11 protein-coding genes are annotated in these 14,219 nt (G+C 70.6%); 7 read left to right on the top strand and 4 right to left on the bottom strand.

The features are described from left to right. The first annotated feature begins 6 nt into the window (after positions 1-6). The 7 genes from ACW17W_RS15385 to trxA all read left to right on the top strand — a co-directional run bounded on the left by ACW17W_RS15385 (position 7) and on the right by trxA (position 10,558). Positions 7-885 (top strand): 1-acyl-sn-glycerol-3-phosphate acyltransferase, encoded by an 879-nt coding sequence (locus ACW17W_RS15385; protein ID WP_492077872.1) that lies wholly within the window; start codon positions 7-9, stop codon positions 883-885. Beyond that, complete coding sequence (gene tsaE, locus ACW17W_RS15390) at positions 882-1,349, top strand: tRNA (adenosine(37)-N6)-threonylcarbamoyltransferase complex ATPase subunit type 1 TsaE (protein ID WP_492077874.1); 468 nt, start codon at positions 882-884, stop codon at positions 1,347-1,349. Before ACW17W_RS15385 ends, tsaE begins: the two co-directional genes overlap by 4 nt. Continuing rightward, entirely contained in the window at positions 1,342-2,430 is a 1,089-nt protein-coding gene (amgK, locus tag ACW17W_RS15395) for an N-acetylmuramate/N-acetylglucosamine kinase AmgK (RefSeq protein ID WP_492077876.1), read from the top strand. The genes tsaE and amgK overlap by 8 nt, the downstream gene beginning before the upstream one ends. Positions 2,431-2,459: 29 nt before the next feature. Further along, positions 2,460-3,155, top strand: coding sequence for an N-acetylmuramate alpha-1-phosphate uridylyltransferase MurU (gene murU / locus ACW17W_RS15400; protein ID WP_492080329.1), 696 nt, complete (start codon positions 2,460-2,462; stop codon positions 3,153-3,155). Then, a complete protein-coding gene (addB, locus tag ACW17W_RS15405; RefSeq protein ID WP_492077878.1) occupies positions 3,152-6,238 on the top strand; it encodes a double-strand break repair protein AddB in 3,087 nt (1,028 codons plus the stop codon). The genes murU and addB overlap by 4 nt, the downstream gene beginning before the upstream one ends. Continuing rightward, positions 6,235-9,753 carry a double-strand break repair helicase AddA gene (addA, locus tag ACW17W_RS15410; RefSeq protein WP_492077880.1) on the top strand — a complete coding sequence of 1,173 codons (3,519 nt, stop codon included), beginning with the start codon at positions 6,235-6,237 and terminating at the stop codon, positions 9,751-9,753. The genes addB and addA overlap by 4 nt, the downstream gene beginning before the upstream one ends. Positions 9,754-10,222: 469 nt before the next feature. Then, positions 10,223-10,558, top strand: coding sequence for a thioredoxin (trxA, locus tag ACW17W_RS15415; protein ID WP_492077882.1), 336 nt, complete (start codon positions 10,223-10,225; stop codon positions 10,556-10,558). A gap of 66 nt (positions 10,559-10,624) precedes the next feature. Here trxA and ACW17W_RS15420 read toward each other — a convergent pair whose 3' ends face one another. The 4 genes from ACW17W_RS15420 to ACW17W_RS15435 are packed head-to-tail and all read right to left on the bottom strand — an operon-like array spanning position 10,625 to position 14,217. Beyond that, the gene (locus tag ACW17W_RS15420) at positions 10,625-11,902 is read right to left on the bottom strand and encodes a bifunctional folylpolyglutamate synthase/dihydrofolate synthase (protein WP_492077884.1); all 1,278 of its coding nucleotides are present in this window, start codon (positions 11,900-11,902) and stop codon (positions 10,625-10,627) included. Positions 11,903-11,936: 34 nt separating this feature from the next. Next, on the bottom strand, positions 11,937-12,857 hold the full coding sequence (locus tag ACW17W_RS15425) for an acetyl-CoA carboxylase carboxyltransferase subunit beta (RefSeq protein ID WP_492077886.1): 921 nt from the start codon (positions 12,855-12,857) through the stop codon (positions 11,937-11,939). Positions 12,858-12,866: 9 nt separating this feature from the next. After that, positions 12,867-13,697 (bottom strand): tryptophan synthase subunit alpha, encoded by an 831-nt coding sequence (gene trpA, locus ACW17W_RS15430; protein ID WP_492077888.1) that lies wholly within the window; start codon positions 13,695-13,697, stop codon positions 12,867-12,869. A gap of 34 nt (positions 13,698-13,731) precedes the next feature. Next, complete coding sequence (locus tag ACW17W_RS15435) at positions 13,732-14,217, bottom strand: hypothetical protein (RefSeq protein WP_492077890.1); 486 nt, start codon at positions 14,215-14,217, stop codon at positions 13,732-13,734. Positions 14,218-14,219 lie beyond the last annotated feature (2 nt).

A 14,219-nucleotide genomic window follows, 5' to 3' on the forward strand; every position in this document is an offset into this window, starting at 1 on the left:
AACGGTATGACTTCCGCGCCCGCAACCCTGTCGACACTACCGCCCGGTCCGCACATCTGCGATGTGCTGATCGCCGAGCGCGCACCCCGGCTGACACGGTCGTTCGTCTGGCCGGTGGTGCGTCCCGCCCTCTATGGACTTCTGAACTACGGCGCGGCGCGGCGCATGGCGGATGCGGTGCGCGACCTGTCGGGCCGGGGCGCCTTCGACCATCTGTCGAACCTGCTGAAGCTCCGCGTCGCCGTTGACCATGCCGGGCGAATTCCGGAGCGCGGAAGATGTGTCGTCATCTGCAATCACCCGACCGGAATCGCCGACGGAGTCGCCATGTATGATGCAATCAATGCTCGACGAAGCGACGCCGTCTTCTTCGCCAATGCCGATGCGTTGCGGGTCTCGGCCCGGCTGGACGAGATCATCATCCCGGTCGAATGGGTGGCGGAAAAACGGACCCGCGAGAAGACCCGGCGGACCCTGGACGCCGCCCGCGCCGCCTTCGAGGCTGAACGCTGTCTGGTCATGTTTCCGGCCGGGCGCCTGGCTCGGGTCGAGCAGGGCCGGCTGAGCGATCCGGAATGGGCCACGACGGCCGCCTCCATGGCGCGCAAATTCGGCGCACCTGTCATCCCGATCCATATGAGCGGTCCGACCTCGACCCTGTTCCACCTGTTCGACCGGGTGTCGCGCGAGCTGAGAGACATCACCCTGTTCCACGAACTGCTCAACAAGGGCGGCAAGGCGTTCCACCTGATCGTGGGGCGGCCGATCCCGCCCGGTGCGCTGGACCCGGACGCCGCGACAGCGACCGCCGCCCTCAAGATCTTCGTCGAACGCACCCTTCCCGCTGATCCGGACGCCGCCTTTCAGGGAGCCGGCATCGCATGACGGACCCGGTCATCTCCCTGGCTGACGCCGAGGCCACGACCGCCCTTGGCGCCCGTATCGCCCCCCGGCTGGAGGCCGGCGAGGCGGTGCTGCTGTACGGCCCGCTGGGCATGGGCAAGTCAACGCTGGCGCGGGGCCTGATCCGCGCCCTGACCTCGCCCGACGAGGATGTGCCGTCGCCCACCTTCACCCTGGTCCAGTTCTATGAGGGCGATCCGCCCGTCGCCCATTTCGACCTCTATCGCCTGACCCGGCCCGAGGAGGCGTTCGAGATCGGTCTGGACGAGGCGCTGGACGAAGGCGTCGTCCTGATCGAATGGCCGGAGCGGCTGGGCGACGATCCCGCCCGCTGGCTGGGGCCGGACCGGCTGACCATTACGCTCGCCGAAGACGGCGCCGCGCGGCTTGCGACCGTTTCCGGCGCAGGGACGTGGGAGGCGAAGCTCGGAACCCTGAATGACTGACCGCGAAACCGAACGCCTCGACTTTCTCGCCGCCGCTGGCCTCGCCGACGCGGTGCGCCATCCCCTGCCCGGCGACGCCTCGACGCGCCGGTATGAGCGGCTGACGCCGCCGTCCGGCCCGAGCCTGATGCTGATGGATCAGGCCGCCTCGGCCGAGAGCCCGCCAGCCGATCCGTCCTGGACGCCGGAGCAAAGGCTGGCCAGCGGCTGGAACGCCACGGCGCGGCTCTCGGCCGGCCGGATCGAGGCCTTCGCCGCCGTCGCCGCCCATCTGCGATCGGTCGGCCTGTCCGCCCCCGCCCTGCCGGCCCTCGATGCGCCAAAAGGGCTCGCGGTGCTGGAGGACTTCGGCGACGACCTGTTCGCCCGCGTGATCGAGGCGGGTCAGGATGAGACGCCGCTGTATCTGGCCGCCGTCGAGGCCCTGGCCGAACTTCACGCGGCGCCGGCGCCGGACGTGTTGTCCGGACCGGCCGGCGACTGGCCGTTGTTGACCTATGACGAGACGGCTTTGCAGGGCGGGGCCGACCTGTTCGTCGAATGGATGCCCAAACTCGACGATCGTCTGACCTTTGACGATGACGCCGTCGCCGGATGGGGCGAGGTCTGGGCGCCGGTCGTGGAGGCGGGCGCGGCGGGCGCCTCGGTCATGGCCCACCGCGACTATCACGCCGAGAACCTGATCTGGCTTCCGGAGCGCGAGGGTCCCGCCCGCGTCGGCCTGATCGACTTCCAGGATGCGGTGCGCGCCCATCCGTCCTGGGATCTGCATTCCCTGTTGCAGGACGCCCGCCGCGACGTCTCGCCTGAACTGGAGGCCCTGGCCCTGCGTCGCTATTTCGCCCTGCGGCCGGAACACGACCGCGCCGGCTTCATGCGTCAGTATGCGGCGCTGGCGACCCTCAACGAGGCGCGCATCCTGGGTATCTTCGCCCGGTTGATCGCCCGGGACGGCAAGCCGCGCTACCGACAGTTCATGCCGCGCGTCTGGGCCCATCTGAACCGCAATCTCTCCACCCCCGGGCTTGAAGGCGTGGCGGACTGGTTCGACCGCCATGTGCCCATGGAGGCGCGGAGATGACCGCCACAACCACCGCCCCCGGAACGGCCATGGTCCTCGCCGCCGGGCTGGGCACGCGGATGCGGCCCCTGACCGACGACCGGCCCAAGGCCCTGGTCGAAGTCGGCGGGCAGGCCCTGATCGACCATGTGCTGGACCGGCTGGCGGACGCGGGCGTCCGGACCGCAGTGGTCAATGTCCACTGGTTCGCCGACCGGCTGGAGGGGCATCTGGCGGCGCGCGCGCGCGGGCCGGAGATCGTTGTTTCTGACGAACGCGCCGCGCTTCTCGAGACCGGCGGCGGGCTGAAGAAGGCCCGCCCCCTGCTCGGCGACGAACCCGTCTTCGTGGCCAATATCGACAGCGTCTGGATCGACCGGGGCGACGCCTTGAATGATCTGATCCGTCTGTGGGACCCCGGGCGGATGGACGCCGCCCTGCTGCTGGCCCGGCGCGAAGGGTCGATCGGATTCGAGGGCGACGGGGATTTCTTCCTCGCCGGGGATGGACGGCTGGCCTTCCGGGGCGAGGCCGCCAGCGCCCCCTATGCCTATATGGGCGTCCATATCACCCGGCCGGACTATGCCGACGGCGGGCCGGACGGACCCTTCTCGCTCAGCGGCCTGTGGCGGAGATCAGCGGCGGCGGGGCGGCTGTTCGGCTGCGTCATGGACGGCGACTGGATGCACGTCGGCGATCCGCAGGCCCGCGACGAGGCCGATGCCCGGCTGGCGGGAGCAGGGTGACCGGGGCCTTTGATCCCTTCTCCGGCTCCGGCCCGCGCTGGTTCTCCATCGCGGCGCACCGGCCGTTTCTCGACGACCTGGCCGCAGGCGTTTTGGCCTGGCTGGGCGAGGCGCCGCCCGAGACCCTGTCCGACGCCGTCATCCTCCTGCCCAACCGCCGCGCCGCCCGCGCCTTCGCCGGGGCTTTGGCGAAGCACGCCGGGGACCGGCCGGTTCTGTTGCCCCAGGTCCGGCCTCTGGGCGATCTGGAAGAGGACGAGCCGCCCTTCTCGCCCGGCGCCCTCGGCCTCGACCTGCCGCCGGCCATCCCCGCCCTGACGCGGCGGTTCGAGCTGGCGCGGATGATCGTGGAGACCTTTGACTCCGGTCTGCGACCGCTGCGCGCTCTGGAGCTGGCCGACGCCCTGGGCGGATTCCTCGACAGCTGCGCCCTGGAGGAGATCAGCGACTTCGACCGGATCGGCGATCTGGTGGAGGCCGACCTGTCCGAACACTGGCAGGAAAGCGTCCGTTTCCTGCGCCTCGCCGTCGAGGAGTGGCCCCGACGGCTGGGGGAAATGGGGCTTGTGGATCCCGCATGGCGTCGCGCCCGCCTGCTTCGCCTGCTGGCCGACCAGTGGGGCGAGCGGCCGCCGACCGGCCCGGTGATCGCCGCCGGCTCGACCGGCACGGCCCCGGCCGCCGCCGATGTGCTGAAGGCCGTCGCCCATGCGCCCCAGGGCTGCGTCGTCCTGCCCGGGCTCGATCTCGATCTGGACCTCACCGCCTGGACGATGGTGGCGGAGGACGAACAACACCCGCAGAGCGCCCTGTGGCGGCTGCTGGACCGGCACGACACGCCGCGCGAGACCGTGCGCCCCTGGTTCCGGCCGGCGCTCGATCCGTATACGGAACATCTCGGCATCGCGCGCCAGAGACTGCTCAACGAGGCCCTGCGTCCGGCCGACGCCACCGCCGACTGGCGCGACCGCATCCGCATTCTGCGGGCCGAGGCGGCGCCCTCGACCGGGGTCGACCCCGTTGCGGCGGGGCTGCAGGGTCTGTCCGTCGCCGCCCTGCGCACCGAGGAGGACGCCGCCGCCTCCATCGCCCTGATGATGCGCGAGACGCTGGAAACGCCGGACCGGACCTGCGCCCTCGTCACCCCGGACCTCGATCTCGGCCGTCGCGTCGCGGCGCGGCTGGAGCGCTGGGGCATCACCGCCGACAGCTCGTCCGGCGCCCCCCTGTCGAGGATGCCGGTGGGGGTGCTGATCGACCTCTGCGCCCGGTTCGTCGCCGATCCCCTGAAACCCCAGACCCTGCTGGGACTGCTGAAAGATCCGCTGGTCCTACTGGCCGAAAACACGACGCGCGCGGGCGAAACCCTCGAACGCTACGCCTTGCGCGGGCCGCGCCGCCGCCTGTGGAGCGATCTCTACAAACGTCTGCTGGCCGCCGCCGAACCCCGCGAGGGTCAGGACGCCCCCTCCCCGGCCCGGCTGGAACGGCTGGCGGGGGCGCGCCTCCTTCTCGAGCGGCTGGAGGCCCTGTCGGACGCGGCCCGCGCCGCGTTCGACACCGACCAGACCGCGCCTCTTGACGCCGCCGTCACCGACCTCGTCCGGCTGGCCGAGGCCCTGTGCGGGCCAGATCTCTGGGCCGGACCGGACGGCGAGGCGGCGGCGACCCTGCTGACCGGCCTGATCGAGGCCGGGCCGTCGCTGGGCCGCGTCAGCCGCAGCGATCTGACCGAACTGGTCCAGGGCCTTCTGAAGGACGAGACGGTTCGCACCGGGGGGGCCAACCAGCCCCGCCTGCGCATTCTCGGCGCCATTGAGGCCCGGCTGGTGCGGGCCGACCGGATGATCCTGGCCGGGCTGGAGGAAGGCGTCTGGCCGCAGGCGGCTCCCACCGATCCCTTCCTGTCACGCCCGATGCGCAAGGCTCTGGGCCTGCCGCCGCCCGAACGTCGACCGGGCCAGTCGGCCCAGGATTTCGTCCAGGCCGCCTGCGCTGAAGAGGCGATCCTGGTCCATGTCGAGCGACGCGGCGGCCAGCCCGCCGTTCGCTCACGCTGGCTGTGGCGGCTGGACATGCTGGTGCGGGGGGCCGACGCCCCGGACACGCCTGTCGCCCTGTCCCGCCCCGCCGGTCTCGTCGAGACCGCCCGGGCGCTGGACGCCCCCCCGCCCGGCCCGGCCCTCTACGCCCGCCGCCCGGCGCCCACGCCGCCGGTTCATCGTCGCCCGCGCGCGATGCCGGTGACCGGCGTTGAGCGCTGGGTGCGCGACCCCTACGCCGTCTACGCCCAGCGCATCCTGGGGCTGAAAAAGCTCGACCGTCCGGGCGCCGACGCCGAGGCCATGGCGCGCGGCAATGCGATTCATACCGCCATCGAACGAGTGGTGATGACCTGGCCCGACGCTCTGCCCGACGGCTGCGAGGATGAGATCGAGCATTTCATCCGCGAGGCGATGGAGGATCAGGGCTTCGAGGACCACGCCATGGCCCGCGAGGCGCCGCTGGCCCGAAACTGCGCCCGCTGGCTGGCGGCGTGGGAGCGCGAGCGTCGGGCCCGGGGCGCGACCCTGTTGATCGAACAGTCCGGCCAGACGACCTTCGCCGCCCCCTTCGGCCTGTTCACCCTGACGGCGCGGGCCGACCGGATCGAACTCGACGCCGACGGCGCCGCCGTCATCGACTTCAAGACCGGCCAGACCCCCAGCGTCAAACAGGTGGCCCAGGGCTATTCGCCCCAGTTGACCCTGACGGCCGCCATCCTGGCCGCCGGAGGCTTCGCCGGCGTCCCGCCGACCGAGGCGACGGAGCTGCTGTATGTGAAGGTCACGGGCCGCAAGGTCCCGGGCGCCGTGGTCGAGGCGTCGAAACTGTCGAAGGCCCAGCCTCTGAACGCCGCCGCCCTGTCGGCCGAACAGTTCGAGAGTTTCCGGCAGTGGGTGGCCCATTTCGATGACGAGGCGACGCCCTACGCCTCATGGCTGGCGCCGCAGTTCATGGGGACGTTCGGCGGCAACTACGACCATCTGGCGCGGGTCTGGGAATGGCATGTCGTCGGCGGCGAGGACGAGGCGCCCGAATGAGACTGTCCCTTGTCGATCAGGCCCGCGCCCATCAGGTGACGGCGGCCGATCCCGACCTGTCGGTTTTCGTCACCGCCAACGCGGGCTCGGGCAAGACCACCACCCTGGTCGACCGGGTGGCGCGGCTGCTGCTGCGAAAGGTCCGGCCGGGCGAGATTCTGTGCGTCACCTATACCAAGGCCGCCGCCGCCGAGATGCAGGCGCGGCTGTTCGAGAAGCTGGGCGTCTGGGCCGTGGCCGACGATTCCCGATTGCGTCGTGAGCTGGCCGCCCTCGATGGTCGCGACCCGGGACGCCTGACGCCTGCCGACCTGTCCGAGGCCCGCCGCCTGTTCGCCCAGGCGCTGGAGACGCCGGGGGGTCTGAAGATCCAGACCATCCACGCCTTCTGCGAGAAGCTGCTGAAACGGTTTCCGCTGGAGGCCGGGGTGTCGCCCGGCTTCCGCGTGCTGGAGAACGAGGCGGCCCTGGCCCTGTCGCACGAGGCGCGCGAGGACCTGGCCCGGGAGGCGTTGAAGGACGCGGACGGCCCCATCGGCCGGGCCTATGCCCATTTCGCCGTCGAGCTGGACTGGGGCGCCTTCCACGACCTGCTCGGCAAGATCGAGGCCGAGCGCGGCAAGCTGGGCGACTATATCGACCGGGTCGCTGCCGGGACCGCGCCGGGTCCGCACGCCCTGACCGGCGCCGATCCGGACCGGACGCCCGACGACATCGAGAGCGACTTCCTCGACTGGATCGACGGCGCCGAATGGGAGGGTGTCGCTGAGGCCATGGCCACCGGCTCGGCCAATGACCAGAAAATCGCCGAGGCCATGGACGCGGTCACGCCCGGCGCATGGACCGTCGCGACCATGGCCCCCGTCTTCCTGACCCATGCGGGCGAGCCGCGAAAGAGTCTCGGCACCAAATCCGCCCCGCCGCACGCCGTGGCCTTCCTGACGGACCTGCAGCTGAAATATCTGGCGGTCCGCGACGCCCTGCGCGCCGCCCGCGTGGCCGGCGACACGATCAAGGCCCTGATCCTCGCCCGCACCCACGCCGCCCTCTACGAAGCAGCCAAGCACCGGCTGGGCGCGCTCGACTTCTCCGACCTGGTGGTGAAGACGGTCGAACTGCTGACGAAACGGGCCAGCGCCGCCTGGGTGTTGTTCAAGCTGGACGGCGGCATCGAACACGTCCTGATCGACGAGGCCCAGGATACGGCCCCGGAACAGTGGGAAATCTTCAAGGCCCTGACGGAGGAGTTCTTCGTCGGCTCGGGGGCCGAACGCCGCATGCTCGTCCGGGCCGACACCCCGGACCGCAGCGTCTTCGTCGTCGGCGACCAGAAACAGTCGATCTACTCCTTCCAGGGCGCCCGCCCCGAGCGGTTGCTGAAGGAGGCCCAGGCCTATGCCGTCGCCGTCACCGACGCCCTCGGCCCCGAGGCCTTCCGGCAGGTTCCGCTGGAGACCTCTTTCCGCTCGACGGAAGAGGTTCTGACCTTCGTCGACGCCGCCTTCGAGGGGGCCGACCGGACCCGCGCCCTGGTCGGCGACCTCGGCGACATCACCGTCCATTCCCCCGCCCGCGCCGGCCAGCACGGCTGTGTCGACCTGTGGCCCCTGTTCGAGGACCCTTCGGCCGAAGACCGCCCCGCCTGGAATGCGCCGGTGGACAAGGAAGGCGTCCGCAGCGGGCGGAAACGTCTGGCCTCGGCCCTGGCGCGCGAGATCAGGCGTCAGGTCGAGACCGGCGTGGCCGTGCATGATCGCGGCCCGGACGGCCCGTGCCTGAGGGCCGCGCGCTATGGCGACTTCCTCGTTCTCGTGCGTCGCCGGGACGCGACCTTCGAGGAGATTATCCGGGCCCTGAAGACGGAGGGCGTGCCGGTGGCGGGCGCGGACCGTCTGAAGCTGTCCAGCCATATCGTCTTCGACGACCTGATCGCCGTCGCCCGCTTCGCCCTCTACCCCGAGGATGACCTGAGCCTCGCCGAGGTGCTGCGCAGTCCGCTGTGCGATGTCACCGATTTCGGCGATCCGCACAGCCTGTATCCGCTCGCCGACGCCGCTGAACGCAAGGGCAGGTCGCTGTGGAGCGAACTCACCCGGCGGGCGGACGAACAGCCGGAATGGCGGCGGGCCCGCGACCGGCTTCAGGCGGTGCTCGACAGCCGGACGCGCGATCCGTTCGCCTTCTTCTCCGGCGTGCTGAACCGGGTGGACGATACAGGCCTGTCGGGCCGGGCCCGTATCCTGATCCGGCTGGGCCGCGAGGCCGAGGAGGCGGTCGACGAGACCCTGGCCCAGGTGCTGTCGGCCGAGGGGCGCGGCGGCGTCGATCTGGAGACCTGTCTGTCGCTGCTTGAGGCGGCCGACGTCGAGGTCAAGCGCGAGATGGAGGGGGCGAGGAACGAGGTCCGCGTCATGACCGTCCATGGCGCCAAGGGGCTGGAGGCGCCCGTCGTCATCCTGCCTGACACCACCTCCCGGGCGAAACCGCAGGGCCCGACCCTGATGCCCGTGGCGCTGGGCGAGGAGGCGGAGGACGGCGAGGGCTGGCTGATGTGCCCGGGCGCTAAGGGCGACGACTGCCTTGCCTCCGCCGCCGCGCGTCAGGCCCGGATCGACCGCACCGACGCCGAAGGCCTGCGCCTGCTCTATGTCGCCCTGACCCGGGCGCGCGACCGGCTGGTGGTCATGGGTCGGGCCCTGAAGCGGCCGGAAAGCGGTTTCGAGGAAGGCAGCTGGTGGAGCGTCATCGCGGAGACCGTCGGGCGGCTGGCTGAGCGCAACCCCGGCGCCGTGCGCGACATCGGGGACGGCGTCCTGCGCTTCGGCGTCGATCCAGGCATGGAGGCGCGCGTCGCCCCGGCCGCGATCGACATCGCCGACATCCCCGCCTGGGCCCGGACCGCGCCCCCGCCCGACGCCTCGGCCCGGTTCGCCTCGCCGTCCAGGATGGACGAGACCCTGAGGATTGCGGCTCCGTCGCCTCTCGCCACCACCGGGGGCCTCGGCCGGTTCCGGCGCGGCGACCTGATCCACCGGCTGCTGGAGCGGCTGCCGGAGATCCATCCGGCCGAACGCCCCGATGCGGCGCTTCGCCTGCTGGCGCGCGAGCGGGATCTGGAAGACGGCCAGCGCGCCGAGATGATCGAGGCCGCCTTCCGCGTGCTGGAGGACGACCGGTTCGCCGCTGTCTTCGGCCCCGGCTCCCGCGCCGAGGTCGCCCTAACCGGCGGCGCGGGGGCCTTGCGTCCCGGCGTCGTCATCAACGGCCGTATCGACCGGCTGGTGGTGACGCCCCAGCGGGTGCTCGTCGTCGACTACAAGACCAACCGCCCCGCCCCCGACCGCATCGAGGACGCCGACCCCGGCTACATCGCCCAGATGGCGGCCTATGTGGCGGTGCTGGCGAGGCTGTATCCGGACCGGCCCGTCGAGGCGGCGCTGGTCTGGACCGACGGGCCCAGGCTGATGCCGGTGCCGCAGGGATTGATGGATGAGGCGTTGGCGGGGTTGGGGTGAGGCGGTTGAACCGGACCCGAATACCTCGCTGGATAGCGATCCCTGTCGCGCTTGTTGTCGCGACATTCCTCGTAACCCTCCTCAATCGACCGGGTCTGGAGCGGCTCGAACAGGCCCGTCGGGAACTATCACTCGCTGGATACCCTGACGCCAAGGTCGGCAAAGCCCAGAGAACGAGCAACATGGTCCGCTGCCATGTCAGCCAGGTTCGGAAGAATCGGGGGTATGCCTATGATTGGGAATCATCCACGCAATCCGGTGTCTTCTGCCTGCCGACAGATGGACGGCGGACCCAGATTCTTCTCAACTGAGGTCTGCAACAGTCGAAAGCGAACGTCGACCGGCCTCGCACAGTCGGCCTTCCTGCCGAACTGCTCCAAACCCCGCCGTTGATTTCCCCGGGAATCGCCCCACATCTCGACCGACATGACGCCGGGCGCGCCGACGCCGCCCTCAGGAGAGATTTCAAATGGCCACCGTGAAGATCACCGACGAAAGCTTCGACGCCGATGTCCTGAAGTCGGGCAAGCCTGTGCTGGTCGATTTCTGGGCCGAATGGTGCGGGCCGTGCAAACAGATCGGCCCGGCGCTGGAGCAGTTGTCGGATGAACTGGCCGGTCAGGTGACCATTGCCAAGCTGAACATCGATGACAGCCCCATGACCCCGTCGAAACTGGGCGTGAAGGGCATCCCGACCATGATGCTGTTCCGCGACGGCCAGCTGGCCTCGCTGAAGGTCGGCGCCATGCCCAAGGGCAAGATCGCCGAATGGCTGGCCGAGGCCGGCATCACGGCCGCCGCCTAGAGCGAAATCGGTTGACTTGGACGCAGTCCAAGTCGGCTCAGATTTCGCTCAGCCGTTAGACGCGTCTCAGTCCGGCCAGGTGTCGGCGCTCGCGCCGAGCACCTCGCCGGCGAGATACAGCGAGCCGCAGATCACCACCCGGCCCGCGCCGAAGGCCAGGGCGCGGCCCAGCGCCTCGGCCACCGAGCCTGCGGCCAGCGCCCCAAGCCCGCGTCCGCGCGCCACCGCCGCCAGCGCTTCGGGTTCGGCCGCTGCGCCCTCGAAGCCGACGGTGAAGACCTGGGCGCCGCTGTCCTTCAGCGCCTCGAAGAAGCCCCCCGCGTCCTTGTTGGCCAGCATGCCGACGATCAGGGCCAGGGGTCGCGGCGCCGCGCGCTGGCGGTCCGACAGGGTCAGGGCCAGGGCCCGTCCGGCGTGGGGATTGTGTCCCCCGTCCAGCCAGAGCTCCGCCTCCCCCGCCCGGGCTGTCGCGCCATAGGGGCCGGTCGTCAGCCGCTGCATCCGCGCCGGCCAGCGCGCCGTCGTCAGACCCCGGGCAATGGCCGCTTCCGGCAGGTCCAGCTCCAGCGCCGCCGCGACGGCCAGACCGGCATTGTCGATCTGGTGCGGCCCGAACAGGGCGGGCGCCGGCAGGTCGAGAAACCGCTCCAGATCCTGAAACACCATGCCGCCGCGCTCGGCCCAGGCGTCGAAATCCGTTCCCATGACCGTCAGGGGCGCCGTCGCCCGCGCCGCCGACGCCGCGATGGCGGCCATGGCGGCCTCGGATTGCCGGGCGACGATGCCGCGCGCTCCGGCCTTGAGGATGCCCGCCTTCTCGCCGGCGATGGTCGCCAGATCCGTGCCCAGAAACTCGGCATGGTCCAGATCGACCGGGGTGATGACGCTGAGCAGGGGCCGGTCGATGACATTGGTGGCGTCCAGAGTTCCGCCCAGGCCGACCTCAATGATGGCCAGATCGGCGGGCGTTTCCGCCATGGCGACGAAGGCGGCGGCCGTGGTGCTCTCGAACACCGTCGCCTCGACGCCCCGCACCGCCTCGATCCGGTCGAGGACGACGTTCAGCGCCTCATCGGAAATCAATTCTCCCGCCAGCCGGATCCGCTCGTTGAACCGCACCAGATGGGGCGAGGCATAGGCGTGGACCCGCAGGCCCGCCGCCTCGGCCATGGCCCGGATGAAGGCGGCGGTCGATCCCTTGCCATTGGTGCCGGCGACATGGACCACCGGCGGCAGTCGGTGCTGTGGCTCGCCCAGAACGGCGCACAGCGTCCGCATCCGGTCCAGCGACAGGTCGATCTTCTGCGGATGGCGGGCGCGCAGGCGCTCGGAAATCGGGTCCATGCTCACCCTACCCGAACGCGGACCGGCATGCGGTTCAGGCCGCGTTTCGCCGGCCGCCCATCAGCATGCCCAGAAGCTGACCGAGGACGGTCGGCAGATCGGCGCGACTGACGACCCGGTCCACCATCCCCTTGGCCTGAAGATATTCGGCGCGCTGGAAGCCCTCGGGCAGTTTCTCGCGGATGGTGCTCTCGATCACCCGGGCGCCGGCGAAGCCGATCAGGGCCCCCGGCTCGGCCAGATGGATGTCGCCGAGCATGGCGTAGCTGGCGGTTACGCCTCCTGTCGTCGGGTCGGTCAGGACCACGACATAGGGCAGTTGCGCCGCCTTGAGCTCCTGCACGGCCAGGGTCGAGCGGGCCATCTGCATCAGGCTGAGCGCGCCCTCCTGCATCCGGGCGCCGCCGGCGGCCGTGAAACAGACCAGGGGCACGCCGCGCTTCACGGCCTCACGGCCGGCGCAGATGAAGGCCTCGCCCGCCGCCGTGCCCAGCGACCCGCCCATGAAGCTGAAGTCCTGGACGATCACCACGGCAGGGACGCCATGGATGTCGCCGCAGCCGATGGCCATCGTGTCCTTGCGGCCCGCCGCCTTGCGCGCGGCGCTGAGCCGCTCCTTGTAGGGCTTGCCGTCGGAGAATTTCAGCGGGTCCTCGGGCACGTCGGGCGTGTCGATCGGAATGTAGCGCCCCTTGTCGAAGGTCGCCTTCAGCCGCTGTTCGGCATTGATCCGCATATGCCGGCCGGTCGGGGTCACCCACAGGGCGGCCTCCAGATCGGGGCGGTACAGCATCTCACCCGAATCCGGATCCTTGACCCACAGATTGTCGGGCGTATCGCTGCGGCGGCTGACGATCTTGCGCACGCCGGGGGCGATACGGCTGAGCCAGCCGACGCGTTTTTCGCCGGCGTTCCTGTCAGAGGTGTTCTTGTCGGGGGTGTTCTTGTCAGGCATGGCCGTTCCCTAGACCTTTTCGACCTGTCGCGCACCTCGAACGGCATCGCCCAGGGCCCTCACCTTGTCGAGCACCCCGGCCACGGGATCGGTTCCACCGGCCAGGGCGACGGCGACTTCGTCGACAAACACCGACCCGGCCACCACGGCATCGGCCACGCGGGCGATCTCGGCGGCGCGTTCGGGCGTCTTGACCCCGAAGCCCACAGCGACCGGCAGGCCGGAGGCGGCGCGCACCCGCTCCACGGCGGGCGCCACCGAAAGGGCCTGGGCTTCCTTGACCCCCGTCACCCCGGCGACGGAGACGTAGTAGACAAAGCCCGATGTGCGTTGGGCCACGATCTTCAGCCGCGCATCGTCCGAGGTCGGCGTAGCCAGCCGGATCAGCGACACATGCGCCGCGTCCAGGGCGTCGGTCAGGGGGTCCGCCTCTTCCGGCGGACAGTCGACGATGATGACCCCGTCAACCCCGGCGTCCGCCGCATCACGGGCGAAGGCCTCATAGCCATGGGTCTCGATCGGATTGAGATAGCCCATCAGGATCAGCGGCGTATCCGCGTCGCCCTCGCGGAAGGCGCGGGCCAGGTCCAGCGTCCCCTTCAGCGTCAGCCCCGCCTTGAGGCCGCGCAGGGCCGCCCGCTGGATTGGCGGCCCCTCGGCCATGGGGTCCGAGAAAGGAAAACCCAGCTCGATGATGTCGGCGCCGGCGGCAGGCAGGCCGCGCAGGATCTCCAGCGCCTGTTCGCGCGTGGGGTCGCCGGCCATGACATAGGCCACGAACCCGGCCCGGCCCTCGGCCTTGAGCGCGGCGAAACGGCGATCGATACGGGAGGTGGTCATCGGGGCAGGCTCGTAGAGGCGGGAAGGACGGCGATCATTGCGCAGGCGGCGCCGGATCGGGCGCGACCGGGTCGACAGGCGGCCGGGCCGCGCAGACATTGCCGGGCACGACGCCGAAGGCGAGATACCCCGGTGTCGTCGGCGTCACGGCCGCAGCGGTGTCGTAGAAGGCCTGCATCTGAAGCCCGTCACAGCTGCCGTCCGGCTGGCGACGGATCAGAACCAGCCGGTTTTCGTCGCCCGCCGCGACCAGCCAGCCCTTCGCCTTGATGTCGTTGATATAGGTCTCGGCCAAGGCGCCGACCCCGGTCAGCAGGGTCGAGACGCAGAAGGCCCGACCCTGAAGGCTGTAGAGCCCGCCGCAATCCGGCGCGACCGTCGCCCCTTCCAGCACCGTCACATCCGCCGGCGGCGTGGTGATCGGCGGCAGGACGGGCGTGGGGACAGGCGAAGGGGTCGTCTGGGCCAGGACCGGACCGGCGGCCAACATCCCGGCAGCGACGATCATCACGATCTTCATCT

It is taken from the genome of Brevundimonas sp. FV1ye29L, from assembly GCF_058681095.1.